This window comes from Uliginosibacterium gangwonense DSM 18521 (assembly GCF_000373965.1).
GTDB lineage: Bacteria > Pseudomonadota > Gammaproteobacteria > Burkholderiales > Rhodocyclaceae > Uliginosibacterium > Uliginosibacterium gangwonense.
This window is the reverse complement of sequence record NZ_KB892867.1, coordinates 148,920-175,918: the sequence shown is the minus strand read 5'-3', so window position 1 is coordinate 175,918 and position 26,999 is coordinate 148,920. Positions and strand designations below refer to the sequence as shown.

The following is a 26,999-nucleotide window of genomic DNA, read 5'->3' as shown; positions in this document are numbered from 1 at the left end:
ATGCCTGACGTTCTACGCCCTCCTGCCCCCGCCCAACACCCGGCCACGCTCTGCCACCATGGCATCCGCCGTGAAGACCCCTACCTGTGGATGCACAAGCTCCACTCGGCTGACATGCTCGCCCATCTGGAGGCGGAAAATGCTTTCGCCACAGCCGTAATGGCCGAAACCCTCCCCCTGCAGGAACAACTCTATGCCGAAATGCTCGCACGCATCCAGGAAGTGGATCTGTCCGTACCGGTGCGCTTTGGTGCATGGATGTATTACAGCCGTACCGAGCAAGGTGCGCAGTACGCCATCCATTGCCGCAAGCGCATTACAGACGTGGGTTGGGAATCCTCAGCGGAAGAAGTCTTGCTCAACGAGAACCTGCAAGCACATGGCAAACCCTTCTACGAGGTAGGCGATTACGAGGTCAGCCCCTCCGGGCGCTACCTGGCCTGGACGGAAGACACGCGTGGGCAGCGCGAATACACGCTGCGGCTGCGCGATCTTTTCACCGGCAAAACACTGAGCCAACGTCGCCGGGGTGTCACCAGCCTGTGCTGGGCCGAAGACGACATGACGCTCTTCTACGTCAGCGAAGACCCCAAAACCCACCGCGCCAACAAATTATGGCGCCTACGCCTCTTTGAAGGGCAAGACACCCAACTCTTTGAAGAGCATGACGAGCGCTTCAACCTGCTCGTCTTCAAAACCCGCAGCCTGGGGTATATCGTGGCCAATTCCTCCAGCCACACCACCTCGGAAGCACGCATCCTGCCCGCCGACCGACCCGAGGGGCGCTGGCGGATCGTATGCAGGCGCCGCGCGGGGATCGAATATGAAGTCGATCACCACTCAGACCACCTGCTGCTACGCGTCAACGATACGGGGCCAAACTTTCGCCTCGTGCATGTGCCACTCAAACAAGGGGGCGGCTTTGATACTTGGCAGGAAGTGATTCCTCATCGTGACGACGTCATCCTTGAAGGGGTCGACATCTACCGTGACTGGCGTGTGACCAGCGAGCGGATCGACGGAGTGCCACGGCTGGCCGTCGCCCGTCTGGCCGATGGCCACAACCATTGCCTCAGCTTTGATGATCCCACCTTCATGGTTGATCTGGAAGACCTGCCAGAGTGGGAAACGCCCTCTCTGCGCTACACCTACGAGTCGATGACGACGCCGGATTCCATCTACGATTACGACCCCATCACCCAGGTCAGTACCCTGCTGCGACGCCAACCCGTATTGGGCGACTTCGACCCAACCCACTACCGCTCAGAGCGTCTCCATGCCCTGGCAGCCGACGGTACACAGATCCCCATCTCCCTGGTCTACCGCACAGATATCGCCCGCAATGGCAATGCCCCCGTATGGCTGGACGGCTATGGCGCCTACGGCATGGCCAGCGACCCATGGTTTTCCAGCACACGGCTCAGCCTGCTGGATCGGGGCTGGGTCTTTGCGATTGCCCATGTGCGTGGTGGTGGCGAACTGGGCCAGCGTTGGCATGATGATGGCCGCCTGGAGCACAAGGAAAACAGCTTCGGCGACTACATTGCCTGCGCCGAAACCCTTATCGCCCAAGGCTTCACCCGTGCCGGACGCATCCTTGCCCAAGGTGGCAGTGCGGGCGGATTACTGATCGGTGCAGTGCTCAACCGCCGCCCCGAACTTTTTGGTGCGGCGATCCTTGAAGTCCCCTTTGTGGATGTACTCACCACCATGCTCGACCCCGATCTGCCACTGACCATTGGCGAGTACGAAGAATGGGGCGATCCACGCCACAAGCGGGATTTTCTGCGTATGCAAGCCTATTCCCCCTACGACAACCTCGCACCACGCCCCTACCCGCCCCTGCTGGTGGAGGCTGGCCTGCACGACAGTCAGGTCATGGCCTGGGAGCCTGCCAAATACGTTGCCCGCCTGCGGGAAGTGAAAACTGATCCACATCCTGTGCTGCTCTTCACCAACATGAGCGCCGGACATGGTGGAGCTTCGGGCCGCTACGACACACTGCATGAGCGTGCCCGCCAATTGGCCTTTGCGCTGACACGCCTGCCCACAGGCGCATAACAAGGTGACAAATGTGTCGACAGGCAGCTAATTTGTAGCAATACAGGCCCTGATCCTAAAGAATCAGGGCCGCCTGCCGTAGCACACTACGAGAACACGGGGAAAAACAGCCCCGGCCACAGGGCGCATACCAACACAGATGCCTTTGCCGATACCATTGCCGAATCAATATGCCCACTGAGCATGGGGCGAATTGACCCAGGCATGGCGTCCGCCATCCAACGGAACCACAGGAAGCCATGCCGCAAAAGATTGAAGACATCACCGTACTGATTGTCGAATCCAACGCCGGTATGCGTACCCAGATTCGCAACATGCTGGCCCTATGCGGCATATCCAAGGTAGGCCTGGCCGTTGCAGCCGGGGTCGCCACGCGCAAGCTGCGCGAGAACAATTACGACATCATCTTATGCGAATACCATCTTGGCGAAGGCCAGGATGGACAACACCTGCTTGAAGACCTGCGCCAGCATCACCTGATTCCGCTGACCACGTTGTTTCTGATGATCACCGGCGAGAGCCAATATGAAAGGGTCGTCAGTGCTGCCGAACTCGCGCCCAATGACTACATCCTCAAACCTTTTTCATCCGACAAGCTGCTGGGGAGACTATCGCGGGCGCTGGAAAAGCGCGACGCTTTCCTCCCCACCTACAAACTCATCGAAGCAGGCTCCACGCTCGAAGCAATTGATGCCTGCCGCCTGGGGGAGACCGAACATCCGCAACACCTCATCGACTTCCTGCGGCTGCGGGCCGAACTCCATATCGCTGCTGGGCAGGCTGACGAAGCCCAGCAGGTCTACCAGTTAGTGGTTGAAACCAAGGCCGTGCCCTGGGCCAAACTAGGGCTCGCAAAAACGCTGTATATGCAAAGGTCTTTCGGCGAGGCAGAAGAACAACTGCAGGCCCTGGTGGCTGAAAACAACCAATATCTGGATGCCTACGACTGGCTCGCCAAAACCCGCGAAGCCACAGGTCGCCTCGAAGAAGCCAAGGAAACCCTGCAGGAAGCCGTGCGCGTTTCCCCCCACACCGTGCGCCGCCTGCGCAAGCTAGGCGAAGTCGCCACCGAGGTGGGCGACATGGAAACAGCCACCAAAACCCTGGGCGAAGTGGTACGCAAAGGCAAATACTCCGATTTCCGCGACCCGGAAGATCACGTATCGCTGGTGCGTGCCCAACTCGGCATGGGTGACGTGGCAGCGGCCAATAACACGCTGCGCGACCTGGACCGCGGCATGGACAACCAACCCAAGGCAGCACTCTGCAAGGCCATTTCAAGCGCCATGGTAGCGACCAAGACCGGCGACACCGAAGCCGCCAATGCGGCCCTGAGTGAAGCACTACGCTTCAACGATCCACGCCTGGGAGCTTCGCTCCAACTTAAGAAAGAGCTAGCGCGAATCTGCATCGAAAACAAGCAGGACGACAAGGCCGCAGGTGTCATCATGGACATCATGCGGCACGCGGCCGACGACCACGCTGTCGAATCCATCAAGAATATGCTTGCTGACCTGGGCCGCCCGGAACTGGGCGAAAACCTCGCCCAACGTGTACGCACCGAAGTACGCAGCATCATGACCGAAGGCGCACAGCTGGCGCAAAGTGGCGACTTCGACGGCTCGGTACGCCAGATGCTGCAAGCAGTGGAACGCCTGCCGGGCAACACCCAGGTACTTTTCAACGCCTCACTCGCCCTGCTCAAACACATCGAGCATAATGGCTGGAACGAACATTTCGCCCGTAATGCCAAAGACTTCATCGAACGAGTCAAACGTCAAGACCCTGGCAACGAACGCCTTTCCGTGATGGTCAACTTCTTCCATGCCCTGATGAAGAAAAACGGCGTGCGGCCAGAGCAGATACGCTGAACATCCGCACTCAACTCATCCCGGATACACATTCAAATCCAAGGCCCCTCCCTCGCTTTTCCCTTATTTCCCGGCCGTCCCAGCCACAGGCCAAGACTGATCAGCATCACAGGCGTTCAGCATACTTTCCACCGATGCACCTTGCGGATTGACATACACTTGTAGCCAAGCGGTTTTCGGGTAGATAAAGCTGCCACAGCTGGCGCTCTGGGTGGTTCCCAACACGATGCGGCTACCGGGTTGGAGCATGCATGCGGTCTCTTCGTCCAGCGCACTCCAATCCGGGCAGATGGCATAATTGGCGCGGTAAGCCTCGCGCGGGCTTTCCGGCTGATCCAAGGCCCACCACTTTCCAAGGCGGGAGGTGGCATAGCGGGAATCCCATACCCGATACACGCGGGTCGCTTGGGTGGCCTCAAAAACCTTGCCTGCACAGATTCCCCCTTTATCTGTAGCGCCCAACGCCATCTTGAGCAAGGCGTCATCATTTACCTCACGCCACCCGGCGGGCGCCGCGACTTGCCCATCACACGGCACACCATCCGTCCCCAGAAGCGAGGGGGCTCCCCCCTGATAAACCGTCTGGCAGCCACTCAAGCACAAAAGCATAAACACCAGCCCGGACCGCAGTTTCACCATGACCCAATCCCTCCATTAGATTGACACGAACATTTTCCCGCAACAATGCCGCGCACAGTTTTTTAGAAAGATATGCTGTTCCGCACCTCGCTCCTCCGATTTTGCCCTTCCAGACAGAGCGTGAGATCCCCAATAGCTAGCCCCATGTGCAGCACGTGAACGATCAAGACCATACCTGGGGAACATATAGGATGCCAGGCACCTGTTGACATCCGCGACCTTGCCATGCGAGTCTAGGTGCATGCTAATAGAACAATATCAAGAACAGTTGGCACGCTGGCCACAGCAAGGCCACCACATCCTGGCACAATTCGATGCCGATTCAATTTACGTCTATCAGGCCTATGGAGATGCCATAGCGGATTACGCGCTTTGCCACCAGCGTTTTGGCGGCACATTCAGCTATACGCGCATGAGCTGGATCAAACCCAATTTCTTGTGGATGATGTTCCGCGCAGGCTGGGCCAGCAAGGCCGGACAGGAACGCATCCTTGCCATCCGGCTACGGCGCCTTTTTTTTCGATGAACTGCTGCGTCAGGCCGTTCCCTCGACGTTTGACGCCACACGCTACCCCAGCCATGAGGCCTGGCAGGCCGCCGTCGCCAACTCTGACGTGCGCCTGCAATGGGACCCGGACCACAACCCCCACGGCACACCCGTGCAACGCCGCGCCGTGCAGCTAGGCCTACGCGGCCAGCTGCTGCGCGAGTATGGTACAGAGCAGATCATCAGCATCGAAGATCTTAGCGATTTTGTCCATACTCAACGCCGACATATATCAGCGGATAAGCTCGCCGCACTGCTCACACCACAAGAGCGCATCTACCAACCCGCAGATGCCAGCACCGCGAATGCGGCAGGGGTCGAACGCCCTCCCGACTCCATCTAATATGCCTTTAGAATCTTATCCATCACCCCTTCAGACTTCATTGCTTTCAGAGCTTCACCCAGCTTCTTGATATCGGCATCCGGCACGGCCAGATTGCAAGCCAAGTAGAGCGGCGCCTCTTTAAATGTAAACAGGAGCTTGACTGCAACCCCTGCCTTTTTAGCCTGACCGGGAATGGTCTGAGCACTCCCGCCCCACAACTCCATGCGTCCCGCAGCAAGTTTGCGGGCGTTCTGCTCGTCGTTGTTCCCTTCTTCTACCTGAATGCCTTGTTCCTTCAGATAGATAGCAGTGGCATCCCCCCGGTAGCCCCCCACCTTGTATTGCTTGATTTCATCCAGGGATTTCGCATTGATCGGACTATCTGCCTTTGCAAATATGGCCCAGCTATTCACCGCAATCGGCCCCACCCACTTGAAGACCTTTTCCCGCGCGTCTGTACGTGAAGTGGAATACACGCAAGTATCCTTATCCACCGTGGCGGTCTGATAAGCGCGTTCCCAAGGCATCAAGCTGATTTTCAGCGGCAGATCGGCACGCTTGAACATTTCCCGCACGATCTCTGTCGATATACCAGAAATCGTTTTGCCCCCATCGCCACTAAAATTGTAAGGGGGGAATTCCTCCGTGGTAAGGTTGAGCGCCACAGCAGGCAGGCTGACAAGCCCCACAAGCAATAAGAAAAATTTCATACCCACCTCCTTGAGACATGACAAAATCAAGCAATCATGTTCGATCATAGATGGGGTCAATCAAGTGGCAAGGCCAACCAGACCAAAAGGCGTATCAGGCAATATCATGTTCCTTGTTGCATAGCGTACCGGCAAGAACAATCTACACCGGCTCCAGCTTGGCAACACTCATAGCAAGCCATTTCATGCCCGCTGAGCCGAAGTTGATTTGCAGCTTGGCATCGCTGCCACTGCCTTCGGCAGAAACGATGATGCCTTCGCCAAAGCGGGCATGGCGCACCGATTGGCCGATGCGCCATCCCCCCAGGTCACGCTGGGTCTGGTGCGGGTAGCTGCTGGCAGGCGCGATGGCGTGAGCTGGGGCATAGCTACTGGCACGTGCAGCCCCCTGGTTGCCGCGTGGGGTGAGCCATTTGAGCAATGCCTCTGGGATTTCGTCGATGAAGCGACTCTTGAAAGAGTAGCGCGTCTGGCCGTGAAGCATACGGCTTTGGGCGAAGCTGATATTCAGGCGCTTGCGGGCGCGGGTGATGGCGACGTACATGAGGCGGCGCTCTTCCTCCAGCCCATCATCAATGCTTATAGCATTCTCATGAGGAAAGAGCCCCTCTTCCAGCCCGGTGAGGCAGACCACATCAAACTCAAGGCCTTTGGCGGCGTGCACGGTCATCAGTTGCACGGCATCCTGCCCAGCATCGGCCTGATAGTCACCCGCCTCAAGCGAGGCGTGGGCAAGAAAATCGGCCAGCACAGTTTCGGAAACAACCACCTCGCCCGTGCCTGCATCGATTTGGGCTGCAGCGTTGTTTTCAGCCGCAAAGTTGGTGCCAGCGCTGATGAGTTCCTTGAGGTTGTCGAGCCGGTCCTGCCCGTCCTTTTCGCTCTCATAATGCTTGAGCAAGCCACTGGCATGCAGCACATGTTCGATGACTTCAGGCAGGGGCAGACCATTGGTGGATTGGCGCATGCTCTCAATGAGCCGGACGAAGCTGCCGATACTCTGCGCGGGCTTGCCCGCCAGATGCGGTACCGTGGCATACAGGCTGGTGTTGTAGAGCCGGGCGGCGTCTTGCAGGGCTTCTACCGAGCGCTGACCAATACCTCGGGTGGGAAAATTAACCACGCGGGTAAAGGCCGTATCGTCATCCGAATTGGCGATCAGGCGCAGATAGGCCAGCGCATGCTTGATTTCCTGACGTTCAAAAAAACGCAAACCACCATAGACACGGTAAGGTATGCCATTTGAGAAGAGTTGATGCTCCAGCAGGCGCGATTGCGCATTGCTGCGGTAGAGCAAGGCAATGTCGCTACGCGAGGTGCCGTCACGCACTAAAGCCTTGATCTCCTCGACAACCCAACGGGCTTCGTCCATATCGGTAACGGCTTCGAACACGCGGATCGGTTCGCCACTGCCTGCCTCAGTCCACAGATTCTTGCCCAGGCGCTTGGTGTTATTGGCAATCAGCGCATTAGCCGCGTCAAGAATATTGCCATGGGAGCGGTAGTTTTGCTCAAGACGAATGACATTGGCAACACGAAATTCGCGCTCAAAATCCCGCATATTACCCACCTCTGCCCCCCGGAAGGCGTAGATGCTTTGGTCATCATCCCCCACGGCAAACACGGCAGCCTGATCCGGGGTGCCATAGCCCGCTAGGAGCTTGAGCCACCGGTATTGAAGGCGGTTGGTATCCTGGAACTCATCGACCAACACATGACGGAAGCGCGATTGATAGTGGTGGCGAATTGGTTCGTTGCGTTCGAGCAGTTCGTAACAGCGCAACAGCAGTTCGGCAAAATCGACCACGCCTTCGCGCTGGCATTGGGCGTCGTATTCGGTGTATAGCTCCTGCTTTTTGCGGGTAAAGGCATCCCAGGCCTCCACCGCCTGCGGGCGCAAACCGGCTTCCTTGTTGGCGTTGATGAAGTGTTGCAATTCACGCGCCGGGTACTTTTCGTCATCCACATTCAAAGCTTTGAGCAGGCGCTTGATGGCGGCAAGCTGATCTGCAGTATCCAAAATCTGGAAGAGCTGCGGCAAGCCTGCTTCACGATAATGGGCGCGAAGCATGCGGTTGCACAGACCGTGAAAGGTACCGACCCACATGCCCCGGGTGTTGATGGGGAGCATGGAGGAAAGCCGTGTGAGCATCTCCTTGGCGGCCTTGTTGGTGAAGGTTACCCCCAGGATGCCGTGCTGCCCGACCACGCCATTCTGGATCAACCATGCGATGCGCGTGGTGAGCACCCGTGTCTTGCCCGAGCCAGCACCTGCCAAAATCAGCGCAGGCTGCGGCGGCAAAGTAACAGCAGCGAGTTGTTCGGGGTTGAGGTTTTCGAGCAGCTTGGACATGGCAGGCAGGGCGCTTCAAACAGTAACCGGGCATTTTACTCCGATTTCCATTACCACCTGGACCTAGATCGCTGCTAACACAAATCACCGGGAAAATCTTGATGCACTGCAAACACACAATGCGTGCAAGGTCTTTTTATTCAAGTTATGATATAGATCATTCCTCCAAATTGATTTTTGTCAGTAGCCATTTAGATGCGCTTCAAGCACAGCCTTGGATTACTGCGGATCGTCCTGTGTGCTGCGCTGCTCTCGGCGCTGGCGCCAGCGGCGGCCCAAGCATTTGCGACCTTGCGCAACCAACAGGTGGTGGAGCTGTGCACCTCTTTTGGCTTCAAGAAGGTGGTGTTGCCACAACCGGTGGAAGAAGGCCAGGATAACGCCTCGCACCACGACGGCCCCTTCTGCGGCTTCTGCCTAGGCAGCCATGCACCGGACGTGCTGACCGCCCTGCGTGTCTCGAACACCTTCCCGACCCCCTTGGCGCATGTGGGCAGCATGGTGGAGGCACAGCACTTCATCTCGCAGTTCGTCTGGCCCGCTGCGCAACCGCGCGCCCCACCCCTGGCTACAGCGTAAGACCCCCTTAGCCTCATCCCTTTTGGATTCTCCAAAGGGCATGGAGCGCAACACATAATCACACGCAGGCATACAGTCTTGGCGACTGGCGCGTTTTGAACGCATCGCATGCCAAGAAGGTATTCGCCCACCTGGCCCATTGGCATACAGCTTACGGCGGCCACGCTGCAAGCATCCGGCAGCCAGGTTTTGCGAAGGAAAAATAGCATGCAACCATCCAGCCCAAGTCTGCCTTTGCCCCAGCAAGGCAAACGCCGCCCGAATCTGAAGCGCGAGATTGTGCTGGTTCTGCTGCTCAAACTGGCGCTGATCATGATCATCAAGCAGGTATTTTTCAGCCATCCGCTCAGCAAGGCTGATGCGGCCGCGCACCTGCAGGCGATGATCGATGCGCCTGTTGCTGCGGCAAGCCAACCGAATTCTTCCATTACCTCATCGAACAGGGAGTAGTTACCCATGATTGAAGATTCTGTAGTACATCTGTCGCGGCTGCAGTTTGCAGCCACGGCGTTCTATCACTTTTTATTCGTGCCACTCACGCTTGGCATGTCCTTCCTGCTGGCCATCATGGAAACGGTCTATGTGATGACCGGCAAACAGGTCTATCGGGACATGACAAAGTTCTGGGGCAAGCTCTTTGGCATCAACTTCGCCCTAGGTGTCACCACCGGGCTGACCATGGAATTCCAGTTCGGCACCAACTGGGCATACTACTCGCATTATGTAGGCGACATTTTCGGCGCACCGCTCGCCATTGAAGGGTTGGTCGCCTTTTTCCTGGAATCCACCATGGTTGGGCTGTTCTTCTTTGGCTGGGATCGCCTGAGCAAAGTGGGCCATTTGGCCGTCACCTACCTCACCGCCATCGGTTCGAACCTCTCTGCGGTGTTGATCCTGATTGCCAACGGTTGGATGCAGAACCCGATCGGCGCTGAATTCAACCCGGTGACGATGCGCATGGAGATGACCAGCTTCTTCGATCTCGTATTCAACCCGGTGGCGCAAGCCAAGTTTGTGCACACCATCAGCGCGGGTTATGTGACGGGCTCAGCCTTCGTGCTCGGCATCAGTGCGTGGTATCTGCTCAAGGGGCGCGACGTGGAATTTGCCCGCCGCTCTTTCCGTATTGCAGCGGCATTTGGTTTGGCCTCTGCACTGTCGGTCATAGTGCTGGGGGACGAATCCGGCTACACCGCTGCAGAAACCCAGGAAACCAAGATGGCAGCCATGGAAGCCATGTGGAAGACTGAACCTGCTCCGGCCAGCCTGACCGTTTTCGGCTTCCCTGACGAGAAGAACCGCACCACCCACATGGAGATCAAGATCCCCTATGTACTGGGACTGATCGGCACCCGCAGCACCGACAAGGTGATCCCCGGCATTGATGAATTGGAAAAGCGTATTGCGCATCGCATCGATACCGGCGTCATCGCCGTGAAAAAGCTTGAAGAGCTGCGCCGCGATCCGCACAACGCAAATCTGCTGGCCGAATTCAACAAGGTCAAGGCTGATCTGGGCTACGGTTTGCTGCTCAAGCGCTACAGCGCCGACGTAAGTCAGGCCACCCCTGAAATGAAGGCCAAGGCCGTGGATGACGCAATTCCTGCCGTAGCGCCACTATTCTGGGGCTTCCGCGTGATGGTGGGCCTATCCATCTGTTTCCTCGCTCTGTTTGTGTTGAGTTTCTACTTTGCTGCACGCAATAGCTTCATCCACCGCAAGTGGCTGCTCAAGTGGGCCGTATGGGGCATTCCGCTGCCCTGGATTGCTTGTGAGATGGGGTGGTTTGTGGCCGAATATGGTCGCCAACCCTGGACCATCCACGGCGTGCTGCCGACCGCGATGTCCACCTCCACGTTATCCGCAGGCAGCCTGTGGTTCTCGCTCTCCGGCTTCGTGCTGTTCTACACGATCCTGCTGATCGCGGAGCTGTTCCTGATGTTCAAATACGCCCGCCTCGGCCCGTCGTCCTTGGGCACCGGCAACTATCACGATGAACACAACGCAGGCAGCACCGCGCCTCTGAAGTCCCCTGCCGCCCCTGTGTCTGCCAAGGAGATCTGAGATGATTGATTACGAAGTCCTGAAAGTGATCTGGTGGCTGCTCGTTGGCGTGCTGCTGCTAGGCTTCGCCGTCATGGACGGCCATGACATGGGCGTAGGCACCCTGCTCCCCTTCGTAGGCCGCAACGACGACGAACGCCGCGTGGTGATCAACACCGTCGGCCCCCACTGGGACGGCAACCAGGTGTGGTTCATCACCGCAGGCGGGGCAATCTTCGCCGCTTGGCCGCTGGTGTATGCCGCAGCCTTCTCCGGCTTCTACTTCGCCATGCTTGCGGTATTGTGGGCACTGTTCTTCCGCCCGGTAGGGTTTGATTACCGCAGCAAAATGCCCTCACCTACATGGCGTAAGGCTTGGGACTGGGGCATCTTTACAGGCAGCATGGTGCCCGCACTGGTGTTCGGTGTGGCTTTCGGCAACGTCATCCAGGGTGTGCCGTTCCACTTCGACGAAATCATGATGACCTACTACACCGGCAGTTTCTGGGCCTTGTTCAACCCATTCGCTTTGGTGTGTGGGGTGGTGAGCCTGAGCATGCTGGTGGCACACGGCGCCAACTATCTGGCAATCCGCACCGAAGGCCCGATCTTCGAACGCGTGCGCAAGGCTTCCCTTGGCGCAATGTCAATCACATTGATTGGCTTTGCCATAGGTGGCGTGATGGTGGCCAAGATGCCGGGCTATGTGATTACATCTCCCGTTGAACCGGGTGCGGCACTCAACGTGCTGGCCAAGACTGTTACCCAGCAGCCCGGCGCATGGCTTGCCAACTACAAGGCCATGCCACTGACCATGTTGATCCCCGCCATCGGATTTATCGGTGGCTTGATCAGCCTGATCGCCATCGCGCGTCGCAACGGCACGGCAGCCTTCATCGGCAGCGTACTCACCGAACTTGGAGTGATCTTCACAGCAGGGATTTCCATCTTCCCGTTCGTGCTGCCCTCCAGTTCGGTTCCCAACAGTAGCCTCACGGTATGGGATTGCGTATCCAGCCACCGCACGTTGGGCATCATGTTCTGGGTCGCGCTGATCATGACGCCGATCATCATCGCCTACACCAGTTGGGCCTATCGCGTGATGCGCGGCAAGGTCACCGTTGAGCACATCCGCGCCAATGATCGCGGCAGCTATTGAGCCTAAAGGAGAATCGATATGTGGTATTTTGCCTGGATTTTGGGCACCGGCTTTGCCGTGCTGCTCGCCGTAGTCAATGCAATGTGGCTGGAATCACACGAAGACCGCAAGCCGGACTGATCTAATCAGCCCGTAAACGGAAAGTGCCGCCCGCATCGCGCAGGCGGCATTTTTTATTACAGGAACACCATCACAACCACTTCACTTCTTGACAGCCGGGGCGGACGTAGAGGTCGCCGGAGCTTCAGTCTTCACCGCCTTGGCAGGTGTCTTCTTTACAGCTTTCTTTGGCGCAGCCTTTTCATGCTTCGGTGCTTGGGTCGCATGCTTGGCCTGGGCCGGAGTCGTGGCCGATGCAGCCGTGGAGGCAGGCGCTTCAGCAGCGAACACGGAGGTCGCAGCCACAGCAGAAATCAGGGTAACAATCAGGGTTTTGGCGATGGTCATGGTGCCTCTCCTTCTATTACGCGTATGGGATTGTCTTTACAGCCGTTGAGATCGATTACTTCTTGGTAACAGGAGCCGAAGCAGTGGCAGCAGGGGCTTCGGTCTTCATGGCCTTGGCCGGAGCCTTCTTCGCGTGCTTCACACTCTTCTTGGGCGCGGCCTTGGTGTGCTTTTGTGTCTTTGTTGCGTGTTCAACCTTGGTCGGGGTTGCTGCCGGTGCAGAGCTGGCGGCAGGGGCTTCAGCAGCGAACACAGAGGTCGCAGCCACAGCAGAAATCAGGGTAACAATCAGGGTTTTGGCGATGGTCATGGTGTCTCTCCTTCTATTACGCGTATAGGATTGTCTTTACAGCCGTTGAGATCAATTACTTCTTGGTAGCAGGAGCCGAAGCAGTGGCAGCAGGGGCTTCGGTCTTCACGGCCTTGGCCGGAGCCTTCTTCGCGTGCTTCACGCTCTTCTTGGGCGCAGCCTTGGTATGCTTTTGAGCTTTTGTTGCATGTTCAACCTTGGCCGGTGCAGCAGCTGGTGCGGAGCTAGCGGCAGGGGCTTCAGCAGCGAACACGGAAGTCGCAGCCACAGCAGAAATCAGGGTAACAATCAGGGTCTTGGCGATGGTCATGGTGTCTCTCCTTTATTACGCGTATGGGATTTTTTTTACAGCCGTTGAGATCGATTACTTCTTGGTAACAGGAGCCGAAGCAGCGGCAGCCGGGGCTTCGGTCTTCACGGCCTTGGCCGGAGCCTTCTTCTCGTGCTTCACGCTCTTCTTGGGCGCAGCCTTGGTATGCTTTTGAGCTTTTGTTGCATGTTCAACCTTGGCCGGTGCAGCAGCTGGTGCGGAGCTGGCGGCAGGGGCTTCAGCAGCGAACACAGAGGTCGCAGCCACAGCAGAAATCAGGGTAACAATCAGGGTTTTGGCGATGGTCATGGTACAACTCCGTTTCGGTTTATGTTTGGAGCCGGAATCTGTTTCCTTGCTCGACGGTTCCATCTTATATGCGCAGTCTGAATTCATCCTGTTGGCAAGCTGACTGAAATCTGACACACCAATTCGCGCTATCATGGCGCCAAGAACATTCCAGAAAGTCCCCTTCCATGACATCCCTAACGCTCCTTGCCGGCAGCCTGCTCACCGCCATGCTCCTGGCGCTCAACCCTGCTCATGCGGATTCCACCATTGTTATTCTGCGCCACGGCGAAAAACCCGCCGCCGGGCTCGGGCAACTTGATTGCCAAGGGCTGAACCGCTCGCTGGCACTCGCTCCGGTGCTGCAACAACGCTATGGCACGCCCACCGCCCTCTACGCCCCAAACCCTGCCCAATTGAAAAAAGACCACGGCATCGAATACGCCTACATCCGCCCGCTTGCCACCATCGAGCCTTACGCCATACGCATAGGTCAGCCGGTAAACCTGCACTGGGGGATGGAAGACGTTGACGGACTGGCCGATCACCTGAAGAAAGTGCAAGGTACCCACATTGTGGCCTGGGAACACCACATGGCGGCAAAACTTGCCCGCAAGCTCGTCAAGGAACTCGGCGGCGATGACAAGGGTGTGCCAAAATGGACGGACGACGACTTCGATAGCCTGTATGTCATCCGGGTCAAGGAAGATTCAACAAGGAAAGCGGAATTCAGCCACGAACAAGAAGGGCTGAACAACCTGCCACAAGTTTGCCCAGCGGGTGCGAACTGACGCAGGCTCTCTGGATTTTAGGCGTTCAGCTCACGCGCCTCGCGCACCAATTCGGCCGCATCATCATCCGCATCGTATTGATATTCATCCAACACATGGGGTTGTATGGAACCTGTTTTGATCAGCCAAGCTACGGCCCCTCTTCTGCAGATCGTACAGGGGCAGGTCTGGTAAATCCAATTCGCAATTACCTGAAGATTGGTAGAACGATTGCTTTCACAAACATCTAATGCGCACAAGGCAAGTTGGTGCGCAATATCCTCATCAACACACGCATCAAGCAAAGCACTAATCATCAGGTTTTCGTCACCAAGCTGATAATTTTTGATAAACAACTTAATCAGCGCAGGGTTATCTGCCAGAGATTTGCTGTCTTTAAGTTGGGCACGACCAAGCGCCCCCACTTCAGCATCGCAAAAATTCGCAAGGAGTTCGGTCGCTGCACACTGCAACCGTTTATCAGGATGCTGCGCCAAGAGCCAGACACGACCTGGAATATAAGAAGGATTAGCCTTTCTGAAAACCCACATAAGCCGCAAAGAGATTTCCAGATCAACTTCATCCTCAAGACGCTTCAATATCAACTCCAGGTCTTTATCTTCAGCATAGCGCCCAAATTTATTGTAGAACCACTTTGTCTGCTCAGCGCTGCCGGCCGAAGACAGCACCTTTTCAACCGTGCATTCACGTAAAAATCGTTCCCGATATTCCTGATAGCGAACATTACGCTGTTCAAGCGTAATGTTCGCCTCCATTTCCCGTTCAGCAATCTTCTTCACTACGTTTTCAACAAAAGCGGCAATATCAGCGTCACGCTTTGATAACTCTTGTAGCGACATCAGACTCTTGTCCAGGTTTCCTGCATCTTCAATAAGGTCGTCCAAAGACCACCAAAATGAAGAAATTTCGCCGCTTTTTAAAGCACTGCCTGTACGACGCGCTATTTCAACGACAGCCTCAAGGCCATCCACCATACAAATTGCATGGGCGCCATCCGGCAACTGCTCTGTCACAAAATTCTGGTTCCAAACAAATTGACGCAATGCAGATTCCGCTTTGACATCTCCATCACCTGCCATACGTGCAGCAATTTCACAAATCTGGTCAAGATAATGCTCATCAGAAGCTATCTGAAGAGCTTTGACAATGCGATTTGAAAAGTACGCATATCGAGATGATTGCTTCAAAATGCGATAGAGCCAATCCGCACGATGCCCTTCGCACTGTGGGTCAAAAGACAGATTATTCAAACAAGCGTTCAGAACAAGGTCTTCAAACCCCTCAATACTATGATGCAAAGCATGCTGCAGTGCTGCTCCACGCCCACTCTCAAGTGCAATAGAAAACTGTTCACGGGCCAGAGGTGTCTGTTCAGGCGTATTCATATGAATTTATTAATTATTTTTCACTTAACAAATCAAGCCGCCAATGTAGTCCATACAAAATAATCATAAAACGTATTGATCATTGAGCGTTGCCTTTATCTTTTTCAGTTCCTCCCCACTCGGAAAACCATTCACCCGATAACGGGGCAGGATGTAGGGCAGCTTTTCAAAGAGATGTCCGCATGCATCCATCGCAGTCTGCCAGGGCACGAACAAAGGTTCTGATTCATCTTGTTTTTGCAGGGCCAATAGATCGGTTTGCGGCAGCCAGCTCAGCACACCTTCGGTCCATATGGCGATACTTTCAATCTTCTCGCTGCCCTGCATGCGGATAAGTTTGTAGGTGGCAACGAAAACGTCTTCCTTCTTGCGCTCGAGATCTTTAGTCAAACTTTCCTGTTGCGTGCTGTAGTCAGCCGCGAGCATATTGCGCTGGATGTTGTTGAGCCTGGTTGCCAAAGGTTCAGGCGGACACCATGGTTTCCAGGTCTTTTCATCCAAGCGGAACAGTTGGGATGAGAGCGGGCGAGATTGCTCGGTGAGCACCTTGTCGGCGAGTTCCAGCATCAGCCCAAGTGCAGCCTCATCCTTATCCCCTGCCACAAACAGACAGCTGCGGTTGGGGATCATTGCTACGGGGGTGCCTTTCAGGCGAAGCTGCCAAGCGAGTTCTGGCAACAGAATGCGAGCTGCATCATAGTAATCGTTGTACCCGGACACATAGAACCCGGAGGCGTATTCGGAAAAGCGCGGTGCAGCCTTGGCGCGCAGATTGTCGATGGCAATGCTCAGTGCTTCGTCATAAGAAACGTGCCACTCTTCTAGGGTTTTGGCACTGAGTTGTTGCACAGCACGCTCCGTGTCGTAGGCGATCATCACACCAAGTTCTGCGCCCAAGGGTTGCATGGGCCAAGCGCCATAAATTGCTTGCTCAGACTGGTATTCGCCAGACTCAATCATCATGGATTCCAAGCCATACAGGGCGCGGATGGCAGGCAGAAGGTCTTTGCGTGCGTCCTCAAACTGGCTGGGCGCTTCCTTTGGCATCACGACACCAGCGAGGAACTCTTCCATGATCTGCTTGCGCCCCACCTTGTCGGCCCGGCAATAATCCAGGTAGACGTTGGCGAGGTTGATCAGGTGGCCGTTGCTGCCACGAACCAGAAACTGCGCAGCATCAAACTCGAATTGTGCCTCAGGCATGGTGCGTTGCAGTTCTTTCATGAACATGGCTGCAAACTGCTCACGCGTGGGCGTCTGACTGCCAAAAAGACGCTTGAGGAAATCCAGAATCATGGGAGAGTGCCCGACAAGGAGATGAGACGGAGGGGAGGAAGCTGCATTCTAGTTATTCTTTATCATCACCCCCCCACCTACAAGTGCCTCTGGTCATATCCCGGCACCAACGCAGCAGCGGGCTAGCCACCCTTGCCAACGAGTGGTAATATACGTTTCATATACACAACATATACAAGATCATGGGTATCGTAAAAATCTCCGAGCAGATGCATGAGGCACTGCGGCGGACCAGCGGAGCCTTGAGCCGCTCAATCAATTCGCAAGCTGAGCATTGGCTGCGCGTAGGCATGCTGGCTGAGCTGAATCCAGGTCTGGATTATGCAGGTATCTGCCATCTGCTGATCCAGCAGGCGGCTAAGGTTGAGGCGGCAGGCGACTTGATGATTGATGAAGCCGGTCCGGCAGGGTTGGCAGCATGAAGCGGGAAAAAATCGTCCTGCACGGAGCTGAAGAGATTGCCATGTCCCGCCGCGCCGGGATGCTGGCTGCCCAGGTGCTCCACATGATCGCCGCACACGTGCGCCCAGGCGTGACTACTGAAGAACTGGATCGGCTGTGCCATGACTACATCGTCAACACACTCCAGGCCGTGCCTGCCAACATCGGCTATCACGGTTACCCCAAGACGATCTGCGCCTCGGTCAACCACGTCATCTGCCACGGTATTCCTTCGGCCAAACGACTCAAGAACGGCGATATCCTGAATATTGATGTGGCGCTCATCAAGGATGGCTGGTTTGGTGACACAAGCCGGATGTACTTTATTGGCGAACCCAGCATTCTGGCCAAACGCCTAGTGCGCACCACTTACGAGGCAATGGTCGCAGGCATCCGCGAAGTGCGCCCTGGCGCACGGCTGGGCGACATCGGCCACGCTATTCAGAGCGTAGCCCGCCGTGAGGGCTTCAGCGTGGTGCAGGAATACTGCGGCCATGGCATCGGGCAGGTGTATCACGATGATCCCCAGGTGCTGCACTACGGGCGTCGTGGGGATGGCATACAGCTTGAGCGTGGAATGATCTTCACCATCGAACCCATGATCAATGCGGGCAAGGCGGACACCACAACGCTGCCCGATGGCTGGACGGTGGTGACCAAGGATCGATCGCTCTCCGCCCAATGGGAACATATGGTGGTGGTGACGGATACCGGCTTTGAAGTACTCACCCCCTGGCCGGATGCCGATGTTGCGGGCTATCCGCCGATCATACCATTGGCATAGCATGCCTGGATGTATCCGGGGCGATCAGCAGCACGCCCTGGTTACATCATCTTGAATCACTTTACGCTGGACGCCTGTTTCATGCGCGCCACCTGCCACACCCCCGCCAGCACCAGCACACCACCCAGTATCTGCACGGCGGCCAGTTGCTCCCCCAGAAAGAGCCAGCCAAAGAAAATGGTCAGCACCGGGCCGATGGTGCCGATCATGGCGGCAGGCCCGGCACCGATGCGACGCATTGCCTGGGCGACAAACCAGATCGGCAGCACAGTGGAAACCAGGGCCATCGCCACGGCCCAGCCGTGCACCGGCAGGGGTTGCGCCAAGGCGGCTACCGGGCGCATGACGAAGAACTGGGCCAAGGCCAGCACACAGGCTACGCAAGTCGCCCAGGATGAAACCCTGCTCGCCCCCAACCGCTTGATTGCTTCCGCACTCCACATCAGATAGAGCGCGTAAGACAAGGCGCTGCCGCCTACCAGCATGCTCCCCAGTACGACCTGCTTGCCCAAGTCACCGGTCCGCATATCCCCTGACACTGCCAGCGCAATGCCCGCATAGCAGATCAGCATGGGCATGATGGCCGCACGAGGAATGGGCTTGCCCAGCAGCACGGCAGAGAGCAAGAGCACCATGGTGGGGTAGGAGAACAGAATCAGCCGCTCCAACGCCGCCGAGATATAGCGCAGACCCAAGAAATCCAGATAGCTCGACAGGTAATAGCCGCATAGCCCCAATGCAGCCAGCAGTGCCCAGTCCCGCAGACTCAAGCGCTCGCCCTGCCCGCCCGCCATCAGCCCCATCACCAGAAAACATGGCAGGGCGTAGCCCATGCGCAAGGCCAGTAAGGTTTCCGCATCAACACCGTAGCGATAAGCCAGTTTGACAAAGATGGCCTTGAGTGAAAAACACCCAGCACCCAGCAATGCCAATAGCACGCCACTCCGGTAGGCTGCAGTTGAAGATGTGGGTGAGGCCATGAGATCGGTCTGAGTCAGGAGGATTGGGGGATGCTAGTGCGCCCCACGGGTACTGACAAGGCAAGTGGCAATACTGGTATCTGCACTACCCGCCACAAATCAGCCCATTACATTTGGTAACAGTTTGCCAGATGACTATAAGTTTCCCCTAAGTCAGGCCCACTATGCTGACATACATCGACAGGCACCCCCGCCTGATCATCATAAAAAAGGAGTTTAAAAATGAATGCACGTACATCCGTTTCTGCTTTGATCGTCGCCATCAGTCTGGCCGCATTGCCGGGCTTTGCCAGCGCCTCCATGCTGCGTGGTCATGAAGTCAACGCGCAGCAAATCGACGCCATCAAGACCGGTGAAACACTGGATGCATTGGTCAAGACCGTTGGCCAACCGGAAAGCATCACCACCTGGGCAGATGGCAGCCGTTCTGCTGTCTACACCACTTCCGATAGTCTGGTAGGTGCTCAACGTGTATATGTTGATCTGGACAGCAGCAACCATGTCAAGCAAGTAGAAGTCATTGCAGAATAATGTGCCTGGGGCACCCTTGCCCCTTCACATTTTCATCGTCTGACGACAACGGCCCCAACGCCCCCTGGGGCCGTTGTCGTTGTCAGATCGCGCCTTTTACACCATATCCTCACAGCAGTAACCCAACTGACACAAAATGGGCACGACTCTTTTGTGATCTATGATGGGCCGAGTTGAAGCATGCATTCCGGCCTCACCCAGGCATGGGCCTGACACTCATTGATTTTGAGACACACCTCGCCCGCCTCCACCTTACAGTGGAAGAAATACTGATCTGCGCAGCTTGCCAGCAGATCCAGCACCTGGCGCACAAACCCACCTCCTCGGCCACTTCGCGCGCACAAGCGGCTTCAGCACCTTCCCCCGCATGTATTCCGCCCCCTGGCCGACGCCATTGACCCGGGCGACGGGTTCGTTCACTGCGCTGCACCAGCAGGATATGTTGCCGGTCTTCAATCACTGCCCATACCGATGCCATGATGGAGTATCCAAGAGGCGGCCCAGCCTGTCAGCTTGGCAGGAGCCGCCCTCATTTCTGCCACACCACTGAAGAATACGTCCCATATTCCCATCAATACTGTTTTTGCCACTGACTTGGCCGATGTATGATCCGCGTAAGCCATCGCAATACCCTGGCGGCTTCACGCTTACCTGCCCTTGAGGGCCATTTGAGACCCGCCAATACAGAAGGTGTCGTAGCGGTGCATTATTCTGGAAATAACAGTACGGCTGTTTGGCCCTTTGCAGAGGTATAGGCTATTGAATAAAACTGGGCAGCATCCATGAATCGAGACACCTTGTTCATCCTTCTTGCGGCATTGCTGGCCCCCTTGGCCGGCTGGCTGGGCTTTATCGCGGGCTTGCCTGTGCCTGTATGCCTGATGCTGGTGGCCGTATGCTGTGTGGTATTGCCTGCCCGACGTACCCACGCACTGCACAAGCGCGCGCAGAATCATGCTACACGTACGCATGCCTTCATCCAGCGCCTCATCGATGGCATCCCCGACCCTGTCTATATCAAAGGGGCCGATAGTTGCTACATGATGGTCAATGACGCCTTTGCCCGGGAACACCGTTTCAGTAAGGCCGCCATCATCGGCATGAGTTATATTGATCTGACTGCAGATGTGCCCACCGGCACGGTCTCGGCACAAGAAGACCGGGACGTGATTGCAGGCAATGACCTGGAAAAAGAGCAGCACACCACACTGCCCAGCACAGGGGAAGAGTGTTTCCGGATCGTCACCAAAAGGCGCTCTGTCTGGATGGATGGCTCCCCGGTGGTAGTGGGGGCACATTTCTACATCACTCGTTGGAAAATTGCCGAACGTGAATTGCAGCAAGCCCTGCAACGTGAGGTGGAGCGCCGTGAGCGTACGCAGTCCTTCATCCAGCGCCTGATTGATGTGATTCCGCAGCCGGTATATGTGCGCGATGCACAAAGCCGCTTCCTGATGGTCAATGAAGCGTTCTTGCAAGAGCGCCAGATCGCGGCTACAGACCTGATCGGCAACACGCCTGTCATGATTGCTCCCTCGCCCGAAATTGCCAGCCTGGTATTGGAGGAAGACCGCGATGTACTGGCAGGCAAGGTGATACTCAAGGAAGAACGCACCACGCACCCTGTCAGTGGTGAAGAACGTTTCCGCCTGATCTCCAAAGGCAGTTGCCTGGACGCGGAAGGCAACAAGGTCATCGTCGGAGCCAACTTCAACATCACCAGCTGGCGCAGGGCTGAACGCGAAGCAAGACTGGCCTTGCAGGCACAGTCGCGACTGCGGGATTTTCTGCAACGCATCTTTGATGCGCTACCCACACCGCTTTTCGTGGAAGACCTCTCCACCAGGAAACTACTGATGGCCAACTCGGCGCTGGCCACCCTCGCGGGCGCCCCCCACACAAGTCTGCTGGGCAAGCGCATGGACGAATTGCCCCGCCACGATCTGGCACAGGGGCTGCAAACAAGGAACCCAATCGATCTGCCTGAAGGCCAGGTGCGTGAATGTGAAATGACACTCAGCACCGGCACGCCACAACCGCGCAGCTTCATCATGCGCGAAGTCGTCTCCAGCGGCCTGGAGCAACAACCCGTGCGCATTGGCGTGCTGACCGATATCACTTCGCTGCGTGAGGCAGAATTGCGCTGGCAACAGGCCAGCACGGCAAAATCCCTGTTCCTGGCCAGCATGAGCCACGAAATCCGCACACCGCTCAATGGCGTACTGGGTACATTGCGGCTGGCACTCAACGAGACCAGCCTGAACGGCGAAGCCCGCACCTATGTTGAAACCAGTCTCTCCAGCGCTGAGCTGCTGCTGGCCATCATCAGTGACATTCTCGACTTCTCCAAGATTGAAGCAGGAGAACTCAAGCTTGAGCGCATCGACTTCTCGCTGCGCCGTCTGCTAGAAGACACCCTGCCCATGTTCCGCGACCACGCCTCGCAGAAAGGGCTGCGTTTTGAAGTATCGATTGCCGAAGACCTCCCCCCCTACCAAGTAGGTGACCCGATCCGCATTCGCCAGGTTCTCACCAATCTGGTCAGCAATGCCATCAAATTCACACCTACCGGGCATATCCACGTCGAACTCAAATACCTCTCGGATGGCAACACCCAATTGCGGGTGCAAGACACCGGAATCGGTATTGCGGCAGAAGCCATCCCCCGCCTGTTTCAAAAATTCCAGCAGGCCGACAGTTCCACCACCCGGCGTTTTGGGGGCACCGGGCTGGGACTGGCCATCTGCCGTGAGCTGGTTGAAGCGATGGGGGGCAGCATTGCCGTGCGTAGCGAAGAAAGCCAGGGCGCATGCTTTGAAGTATTGCTGCCACTCAAACTTGGCAACAAACCCCCGGAAGAAAAACCCAATGTCCTGCCTCCGCACTCCCACTGCCTGCGCGTACTATGCGCCGAAGACGTAACAGTCAACCAGATGATTGTGCGTGCCCAGTTGCGCAATATGGGCCATGAGGTCAAGATCGTCGACAACGGGTTGGCTGCACTGGAAGCCTTGGCAACAGCCGATTATGACTTGGTCCTGATGGACGGGCATATGCCAAAAATGGATGGGCGCGAGGCCACCCAATGCATCCGCGCCGGGGGCAACGAAACCTGGCAGGTACGCAATCCAAATATTCGGATCGTCGCCCTGACGGCTGACGCCAGTACCGACAACAAGGAATACTACCTGGATGCTGGCATGGATGAGTTCCTCACCAAACCCGTGCAAGAGAACCAGCTCCATGCAGCACTGACCCGCACCATCGAAGTGCTGCTTGCACAAGGCATAGCGCTACAACCCAACCCGAACTGCAGCCATGCCAATGCACACTGCGTCCCCATTACCGCCGCCAAGGCCACGGCTGCCATGGTATTGGCCCCGAAACTCAACGTGGACGACCCGGAACTTGCTGCCGAGATGACCCCGATGATGGTGGAGACCTTCCGCAGCGCACTCGCCAGTATTGACGAAGCGCTCAAAACGCAAGACTTCCACACCCTTTCCGAAGAACTGCACAGCATCAAAGGCTCAACCGGCTACTTTGCCGACCAGAAACTGCACCACATGGCCCAGACGCTGGAAGCCGCTGCCCGCCACCACCAGACGCTCCCCATGGAAGAACAGTGGCCCACCCTGCGCGCGGGGCTGGAAGCCTTCATCACCATGCATACCTGATCCTGGCTGCACCCATTCCGCCCCCCCTTCCTGCACCTGTTTTTCACGCGTTTCGCGCCCCCTTTTGACACAAAACCCAAGGAGAACTGCGGCCAATGCTGCGTAGCCTGCTAAAATGGCGGATTCTGGAACAAGAACCGTAACGAGTCCGTCCATGTCGCAGCCCACTACACAGCCAGCCATGCAGGAAAAGTACAACCATATCGCCATTGAAAAGGCCGCCCAGCAACACTGGGAAACCACCGCCGCCTTCAAGGCCGTGGAAGACGCCACCCGCCCCAAGTACTACTGCCTGTCGATGTTCCCCTACCCCTCGGGCAAGCTGCACATGGGCCACGTGCGCAACTACACGATTGGCGACGTGCTGACCCGTTTCCACAAGATGCGCGGCTACAATGTGATGCAGCCCATGGGCTGGGACGCCTTCGGCCTGCCTGCCGAGAACGCGGCCATTGCCAACAAGGTACCGCCCGCCAAGTGGACCTACGACAACATCGAATACATGAAGGGCCAGCTCAAATCGCTGGGCTTTGCCATTGACTGGAGCCGAGAGCTAGCCACCTGCAAGCCGGACTACTACAAGTGGAACCAGTGGCTCTTCCTGCGCATGCTGGAAAAAGGCATCGCCTACAAGAAGACCCAGGTGGTGAACTGGGACCCGGTCGACCAGACCGTGCTGGCCAACGAACAGGTGATCGACGGGCGCGGCTGGCGTACCGGCGCCGTGGTGGAAAAGCGCGAGATTCCCGGCTACTACCTTGGGATCACCCAATACGCCGAAGAACTGCTGGGCGATCTGGATACGTTGGACAACTGGCCCGAGCGCGTCAAGCTCATGCAGGCCAACTGGATCGGCAAGAGCACCGGGGTGCGCTTTGCCTTCCCGCATGAGATCAAGGATGAAGCCGGTGCGCTCATCAACGATGGCAAGCTGTGGGTGTTTACCACCCGCGCCGACACCATCATGGGGGTGACCTTCTGCGCCGTGGCCGCCGAGCACCCGCTCGCCACCCACGCCGCCAAGAACAAGCCGGAACTGGCCACCTTCATTGAGAAATGCAAGCACGGCTCGGTGATGGAAGCCGACATGGCGACCATGGAAAAAGAAGGCATGCCCACCGGGCTCTTTGTCACCCATCCGCTCACGGGCGAATCGGTCGAAGTATGGGTCGGTAACTACGTGCTGATGACATACGGCGATGGCGCTGTAATGGCCGTGCCCTCACACGACGAGCGTGATTTTGCCTTCGCCAAAAAATACAAGCTGCCGATCAAGCAAGTCATCAAGCAAGGCGAGGCAACCTTCTCCACCGATGCATGGCAAGAGTGGTACGGTACCAAAGAAGGCATCTGTGTAAATTCCGGCAAGTACGATGGCATGGACTACACAGCAGCGATTGACGCCATCTCTGCCGACCTCAAAGCCAAGAACCTAGGCGACAAGAAGCTGCAATGGCGCCTGCGTGACTGGGGCATCTCCCGCCAGCGCTACTGGGGCTGTCCGATTCCCATCATCCACTGCGACTGCTGTGGTTCAGTGCCTGTGCCAGACGAACAACTGCCCGTTGTGCTGCCCGAAGACTGCGTGCCGGATGGCGCAGGGAACCCGCTCAACCGTCGCCCAGATTTCCTCAACGTTCCCTGCCCCAAGTGCGGCAAGCCCGCACGGCGTGAGACGGACACGATGGACACCTTTGTGGACTCATCCTGGTACTACGCCCGCTTTGCCACACCGGGTAACGACAAGGCCATGGTCGACGAGCGTGCCGACTACTGGATGCCGGTGGATCAGTACATCGGCGGCATCGAACACGCCATCCTCCACCTGCTCTACTCGCGTTTCTGGAGCAAGGTGATGCGCGACATGGGCTTGGTGAGCTACCGCGAACCGTTCTCGCGCCTCCTCACCCAAGGCATGGTGCTCAACCACCTGTTCTCGCGCCGCTCGGATAAAACCGGCATTGAGTGGTTTGCCCCCGAAGAAGTCCACCTCAGCAAGGACGAAGCAGGCCGCGTCACTGGTGCCACTGCCGTACGAGACGGCAACCCCGTGGATTATGGCGGCTTTGGCACCATGAGCAAGAGCAAGCGCAACGGCGTCGACCCCAATGCCATGATTGAGCAATACGGTGCCGACACTGCCCGCTTCTTCATGATGTTCACCGCCCCCCCGGAACAGACCCTGGAGTGGAGCGATGCAGGCATTGAAGGTTCCAACCGCTTCCTCAAGCGCGTGTGGACCTTCGGCTACACCTATGCCACGCAGATCAAGCCGCAACTGCCTGCCGCCTCCACACTTGCCAGCGCCAAGCTGCCCGAGAATCTGGCTACGCTGCGCCGCGAAATCCATCTACTGCTCAAGCAGGCCAATTATGACTTGGGCAAGCAGCAGTTCAACACCGTGGCTTCGGCCACGATGAAGATGCTCAACGCATTGGAAAAAGCCCCACGCAATTCGGCTCAGGCTGCCGAAGTGGTATCAGAGGGCTTTGCCATCCTGCTGCGCGTACTCTCCCCGATCACGCCGCACATCACCCATGCGCTATGGGCCGAGTTGGGATATGGCGCTGACATCCTCCAGGCCACTTGGCCCGAACCGCTGGAAGCCGCCTTGGTCCAGGACGAAATCGAACTCGTGCTGCAAGTGTTGGGCAAGACCCGTGGCTCGGTAAAGGTGCCTGCCACCGCCGACAAGGCCGCCATCGAAGCGCTGGCGATTGCGTCCGAAACCGCCCAGAAATTCATGGACGGCAAACCTGCAAAGAAGGTGATTGTGGTGCCGGGCCGTCTGGTCAACATCGTGGTGTGATCTGCATTGATCTGAGCAAAAAAGGAGCCTTCGGGCTCCTTTTTTATTCCTCCCGCCCCGCAAAATCAAACCGCGCACAGTCGCCTGAACAACGGGCCATTTCAGCATCCCCAAAGAGGGCTATGAGGCGCCCGACACAAGCCCCCTATTGACCAAGGTCTACGTGATCCTGCTCGTCCTAGGCTCCGACTGGATACCCGAGGCTACCCACGTCTACATGGTCGCCTGCACCCAGCACGCCGGGCGGATCGGGCTATCCACCAAACCGGGCCGCTTCGCATACAACCATCCAAGCCCACCCACAACACGCTACGCACCTGGGTTATGCCACCTTCGCCCCACGGCTGGCATAGAGATTGGCATCAAGGCCCGGCCTTGCACACACCTCACACACAGCCCGTTCATTACCCAACACGCCCGCCCCAACCTTGATCTGATCAAAATCCGATCAAATATCAATACAAACTTCATATGCCTTCTTTCTACGCCATCCGGAAGAATGGCACACATGACATCAAAACCTTCATGGGCTACGCCTGTCGGCTAAAATCCCAAACCCCCAGATAAAAAACCCAAAAATTTCATATGTTTACTATACATCGAACATTTTTTATGATTTTAGAACGAATTCATACGTTGACTAAAATTGACAAGCACATATAG

26 protein-coding genes are annotated in these 26,999 nt (G+C 56.8%); 15 read left to right on the top strand and 11 right to left on the bottom strand.

The window, feature by feature from the left end; translation table 11 throughout:
* Together B145_RS0122265 and B145_RS0122260 are read left to right on the top strand one after the other, a co-directional pair.
* Positions 1-2,061 carry a S9 family peptidase gene (locus tag B145_RS0122265; protein ID WP_026259389.1) on the top strand — a complete coding sequence of 687 codons (2,061 nt, stop codon included), beginning with the start codon at positions 1-3 and terminating at the stop codon, positions 2,059-2,061.
* A 239-nt stretch (positions 2,062-2,300) separates the two neighbouring features.
* Entirely contained in the window at positions 2,301-3,932 is a 1,632-nt protein-coding gene (locus B145_RS0122260; protein WP_018610358.1) for a tetratricopeptide repeat-containing response regulator, read from the top strand.
* A 63-nt stretch (positions 3,933-3,995) separates the two neighbouring features.
* On the opposite strand, the gene B145_RS27895 is transcribed toward B145_RS0122260, so the two are convergent.
* Positions 3,996-4,571 (bottom strand): hypothetical protein, encoded by a 576-nt coding sequence (locus B145_RS27895; protein ID WP_018610357.1) that lies wholly within the window; start codon positions 4,569-4,571, stop codon positions 3,996-3,998.
* 241 nt (positions 4,572-4,812) lie between these two features.
* Here B145_RS27895 and B145_RS29175 point away from each other — a divergent pair, with 241 nt between their 5' ends.
* Together B145_RS29175 and B145_RS29170 are read left to right on the top strand one after the other, a co-directional pair.
* Positions 4,813-5,097 carry a DUF4291 family protein gene (locus B145_RS29175; protein WP_211209901.1) on the top strand — a complete coding sequence of 95 codons (285 nt, stop codon included), beginning with the start codon at positions 4,813-4,815 and terminating at the stop codon, positions 5,095-5,097.
* Entirely contained in the window at positions 5,063-5,461 is a 399-nt protein-coding gene (locus B145_RS29170; protein ID WP_211209900.1) for a DUF4291 family protein, read from the top strand. Before B145_RS29175 ends, B145_RS29170 begins: the two co-directional genes overlap by 35 nt.
* Here B145_RS29170 and B145_RS0122245 read toward each other — a convergent pair.
* Both B145_RS0122245 and B145_RS0122240 read right to left on the bottom strand, forming a co-directional pair.
* Complete coding sequence (locus B145_RS0122245; protein ID WP_026259388.1) at positions 5,458-6,153, bottom strand: substrate-binding periplasmic protein; 696 nt, start codon at positions 6,151-6,153, stop codon at positions 5,458-5,460. The genes B145_RS29170 and B145_RS0122245 overlap by 4 nt on opposite strands.
* A 142-nt stretch (positions 6,154-6,295) precedes the next feature.
* Positions 6,296-8,506: a UvrD-helicase domain-containing protein gene (locus tag B145_RS0122240; protein ID WP_018610355.1), complete on the bottom strand. Its 2,211-nt coding sequence runs from the start codon at positions 8,504-8,506 to the stop codon at positions 6,296-6,298.
* Positions 8,507-8,701: 195 nt separating this feature from the next.
* Between B145_RS0122240 and B145_RS0122235 the strand changes: the two genes are divergently transcribed.
* From B145_RS0122235 to cydX, 5 genes are all read left to right on the top strand, one after another.
* Positions 8,702-9,085 carry a DUF2946 family protein gene (locus B145_RS0122235; protein ID WP_018610353.1) on the top strand — a complete coding sequence of 128 codons (384 nt, stop codon included), beginning with the start codon at positions 8,702-8,704 and terminating at the stop codon, positions 9,083-9,085.
* A 207-nt stretch (positions 9,086-9,292) separates the two neighbouring features.
* On the top strand, positions 9,293-9,535 hold the full coding sequence (cydP, locus tag B145_RS0122230) for a cytochrome oxidase putative small subunit CydP (RefSeq protein WP_018610351.1): 243 nt from the start codon (positions 9,293-9,295) through the stop codon (positions 9,533-9,535).
* A 6-nt stretch (positions 9,536-9,541) separates the two neighbouring features.
* Positions 9,542-11,149, top strand: coding sequence for a cytochrome ubiquinol oxidase subunit I (locus B145_RS0122225; RefSeq protein ID WP_018610349.1), 1,608 nt, complete (start codon positions 9,542-9,544; stop codon positions 11,147-11,149).
* A gap of 1 nt (position 11,150) precedes the next feature.
* The gene (gene cydB, locus B145_RS0122220) at positions 11,151-12,287 is read left to right on the top strand and encodes a cytochrome d ubiquinol oxidase subunit II (protein WP_018610348.1); all 1,137 of its coding nucleotides are present in this window, start codon (positions 11,151-11,153) and stop codon (positions 12,285-12,287) included.
* Between the two features lie 18 nt (positions 12,288-12,305).
* Positions 12,306-12,407, top strand: coding sequence for a cytochrome bd-I oxidase subunit CydX (gene cydX, locus B145_RS28355; protein WP_018610346.1), 102 nt, complete (start codon positions 12,306-12,308; stop codon positions 12,405-12,407).
* Between the two features lie 81 nt (positions 12,408-12,488).
* Here cydX and B145_RS0122210 read toward each other — a convergent pair whose 3' ends face one another.
* From B145_RS0122210 to B145_RS0122195, 4 genes are read right to left on the bottom strand one after another with little or no spacing between them, the layout of a single operon-like run.
* Positions 12,489-12,734: a hypothetical protein gene (locus B145_RS0122210; protein ID WP_018610344.1), complete on the bottom strand. Its 246-nt coding sequence runs from the start codon at positions 12,732-12,734 to the stop codon at positions 12,489-12,491.
* A gap of 55 nt (positions 12,735-12,789) precedes the next feature.
* Entirely contained in the window at positions 12,790-13,044 is a 255-nt protein-coding gene (locus B145_RS26720) for a hypothetical protein (RefSeq protein WP_018610343.1), read from the bottom strand.
* A 55-nt stretch (positions 13,045-13,099) separates the two neighbouring features.
* On the bottom strand, positions 13,100-13,354 hold the full coding sequence (locus tag B145_RS0122200) for a hypothetical protein (RefSeq protein WP_018610341.1): 255 nt from the start codon (positions 13,352-13,354) through the stop codon (positions 13,100-13,102).
* Positions 13,355-13,408: 54 nt separating this feature from the next.
* On the bottom strand, positions 13,409-13,663 hold the full coding sequence (locus B145_RS0122195; protein ID WP_018610339.1) for a hypothetical protein: 255 nt from the start codon (positions 13,661-13,663) through the stop codon (positions 13,409-13,411).
* Between the two features lie 167 nt (positions 13,664-13,830).
* On the opposite strand from B145_RS0122195, the gene B145_RS0122185 reads away from it, so the two are divergent.
* The gene (locus B145_RS0122185) at positions 13,831-14,433 is read left to right on the top strand and encodes a hypothetical protein (RefSeq protein ID WP_018610336.1); all 603 of its coding nucleotides are present in this window, start codon (positions 13,831-13,833) and stop codon (positions 14,431-14,433) included.
* A 17-nt stretch (positions 14,434-14,450) separates the two neighbouring features.
* Here B145_RS0122185 and B145_RS0122180 read toward each other — a convergent pair whose 3' ends face one another.
* Positions 14,451-15,818, bottom strand: coding sequence for a hypothetical protein (locus B145_RS0122180; protein ID WP_018610333.1), 1,368 nt, complete (start codon positions 15,816-15,818; stop codon positions 14,451-14,453).
* A gap of 63 nt (positions 15,819-15,881) precedes the next feature.
* Positions 15,882-17,114, bottom strand: a complete 1,233-nt coding sequence (locus B145_RS0122175) for a DUF1444 family protein (RefSeq protein ID WP_018610331.1) — start codon at positions 17,112-17,114, stop codon at positions 15,882-15,884.
* 182 nt (positions 17,115-17,296) lie between these two features.
* Between B145_RS0122175 and B145_RS0122170 the strand changes: the two genes are divergently transcribed.
* Together B145_RS0122170 and map are read left to right on the top strand one after the other, a co-directional pair.
* A complete protein-coding gene (locus tag B145_RS0122170) occupies positions 17,297-17,536 on the top strand; it encodes a ParD-like family protein (RefSeq protein WP_018610329.1) in 240 nt (79 codons plus the stop codon).
* Entirely contained in the window at positions 17,533-18,339 is an 807-nt protein-coding gene (gene map / locus B145_RS0122165; RefSeq protein WP_018610327.1) for a type I methionyl aminopeptidase, read from the top strand. Before B145_RS0122170 ends, map begins: the two co-directional genes overlap by 4 nt.
* A 56-nt stretch (positions 18,340-18,395) precedes the next feature.
* Here the strand turns inward: map and B145_RS0122160 are convergent, their stop codons facing one another.
* On the bottom strand, positions 18,396-19,319 hold the full coding sequence (locus tag B145_RS0122160; RefSeq protein ID WP_026259387.1) for a DMT family transporter: 924 nt from the start codon (positions 19,317-19,319) through the stop codon (positions 18,396-18,398).
* Positions 19,320-19,541: 222 nt separating this feature from the next.
* Here B145_RS0122160 and B145_RS0122155 point away from each other — a divergent pair, with 222 nt between their 5' ends.
* Positions 19,542-19,850, top strand: a complete 309-nt coding sequence (locus B145_RS0122155) for a hypothetical protein (protein WP_018610324.1) — start codon at positions 19,542-19,544, stop codon at positions 19,848-19,850.
* A gap of 193 nt (positions 19,851-20,043) precedes the next feature.
* Here B145_RS0122155 and B145_RS29715 read toward each other — a convergent pair whose 3' ends face one another.
* On the bottom strand, positions 20,044-20,328 hold the full coding sequence (locus tag B145_RS29715) for an NUDIX domain-containing protein (RefSeq protein ID WP_083917854.1): 285 nt from the start codon (positions 20,326-20,328) through the stop codon (positions 20,044-20,046).
* Positions 20,329-20,632: 304 nt separating this feature from the next.
* On the opposite strand from B145_RS29715, the gene B145_RS27890 reads away from it, so the two are divergent.
* Positions 20,633-23,527 carry a PAS domain-containing hybrid sensor histidine kinase/response regulator gene (locus B145_RS27890; protein ID WP_018610322.1) on the top strand — a complete coding sequence of 965 codons (2,895 nt, stop codon included), beginning with the start codon at positions 20,633-20,635 and terminating at the stop codon, positions 23,525-23,527.
* Positions 23,528-23,708: 181 nt separating this feature from the next.
* Positions 23,709-26,336 carry a leucine--tRNA ligase gene (leuS, locus tag B145_RS0122140; protein WP_026259386.1) on the top strand — a complete coding sequence of 876 codons (2,628 nt, stop codon included), beginning with the start codon at positions 23,709-23,711 and terminating at the stop codon, positions 26,334-26,336.
* Positions 26,337-26,999 lie beyond the last annotated feature (663 nt).

Bases quoted from the DNA above. Each gene is read 5' to 3' on its own strand.
- B145_RS0122265 (WP_026259389.1), top strand. From the start codon at position 1: ATGCCTGACGTTCTACGCCCTCCTGCCCCCGCCCAACACCCGGCCACG.
- B145_RS0122260 (WP_018610358.1), top strand. From the start codon at position 2,301: ATGCCGCAAAAGATTGAAGACATCACCGTACTGATTGTCGAATCCAAC.
- B145_RS27895 (WP_018610357.1), bottom strand. From the start codon at position 4,571: ATGGTGAAACTGCGGTCCGGGCTGGTGTTTATGCTTTTGTGCTTGAGT.
- B145_RS29175 (WP_211209901.1), top strand. From the start codon at position 4,813: ATGCTAATAGAACAATATCAAGAACAGTTGGCACGCTGGCCACAGCAA.
- B145_RS0122245 (WP_026259388.1), bottom strand. From the start codon at position 6,153: ATGAAATTTTTCTTATTGCTTGTGGGGCTTGTCAGCCTGCCTGCTGTG.
- B145_RS0122240 (WP_018610355.1), bottom strand. From the start codon at position 8,506: ATGTCCAAGCTGCTCGAAAACCTCAACCCCGAACAACTCGCTGCTGTT.
- B145_RS0122235 (WP_018610353.1), top strand. From the start codon at position 8,702: ATGCGCTTCAAGCACAGCCTTGGATTACTGCGGATCGTCCTGTGTGCT.
- cydP (WP_018610351.1), top strand. From the start codon at position 9,293: ATGCAACCATCCAGCCCAAGTCTGCCTTTGCCCCAGCAAGGCAAACGC.
- B145_RS0122225 (WP_018610349.1), top strand. From the start codon at position 9,542: ATGATTGAAGATTCTGTAGTACATCTGTCGCGGCTGCAGTTTGCAGCC.
- cydB (WP_018610348.1), top strand. From the start codon at position 11,151: ATGATTGATTACGAAGTCCTGAAAGTGATCTGGTGGCTGCTCGTTGGC.
- cydX (WP_018610346.1), top strand. From the start codon at position 12,306: ATGTGGTATTTTGCCTGGATTTTGGGCACCGGCTTTGCCGTGCTGCTC.
- B145_RS0122210 (WP_018610344.1), bottom strand. From the start codon at position 12,734: ATGACCATCGCCAAAACCCTGATTGTTACCCTGATTTCTGCTGTGGCT.
- B145_RS26720 (WP_018610343.1), bottom strand. From the start codon at position 13,044: ATGACCATCGCCAAAACCCTGATTGTTACCCTGATTTCTGCTGTGGCT.
- B145_RS0122200 (WP_018610341.1), bottom strand. From the start codon at position 13,354: ATGACCATCGCCAAGACCCTGATTGTTACCCTGATTTCTGCTGTGGCT.
- B145_RS0122195 (WP_018610339.1), bottom strand. From the start codon at position 13,663: ATGACCATCGCCAAAACCCTGATTGTTACCCTGATTTCTGCTGTGGCT.
- B145_RS0122185 (WP_018610336.1), top strand. From the start codon at position 13,831: ATGACATCCCTAACGCTCCTTGCCGGCAGCCTGCTCACCGCCATGCTC.
- B145_RS0122180 (WP_018610333.1), bottom strand. From the start codon at position 15,818: ATGAATACGCCTGAACAGACACCTCTGGCCCGTGAACAGTTTTCTATT.
- B145_RS0122175 (WP_018610331.1), bottom strand. From the start codon at position 17,114: ATGATTCTGGATTTCCTCAAGCGTCTTTTTGGCAGTCAGACGCCCACG.
- B145_RS0122170 (WP_018610329.1), top strand. From the start codon at position 17,297: ATGGGTATCGTAAAAATCTCCGAGCAGATGCATGAGGCACTGCGGCGG.
- map (WP_018610327.1), top strand. From the start codon at position 17,533: ATGAAGCGGGAAAAAATCGTCCTGCACGGAGCTGAAGAGATTGCCATG.
- B145_RS0122160 (WP_026259387.1), bottom strand. From the start codon at position 19,319: ATGGCCTCACCCACATCTTCAACTGCAGCCTACCGGAGTGGCGTGCTA.
- B145_RS0122155 (WP_018610324.1), top strand. From the start codon at position 19,542: ATGAATGCACGTACATCCGTTTCTGCTTTGATCGTCGCCATCAGTCTG.
- B145_RS29715 (WP_083917854.1), bottom strand. From the start codon at position 20,328: ATGGCATCGGTATGGGCAGTGATTGAAGACCGGCAACATATCCTGCTG.
- B145_RS27890 (WP_018610322.1), top strand. From the start codon at position 20,633: ATGAATCGAGACACCTTGTTCATCCTTCTTGCGGCATTGCTGGCCCCC.
- leuS (WP_026259386.1), top strand. From the start codon at position 23,709: ATGCAGGAAAAGTACAACCATATCGCCATTGAAAAGGCCGCCCAGCAA.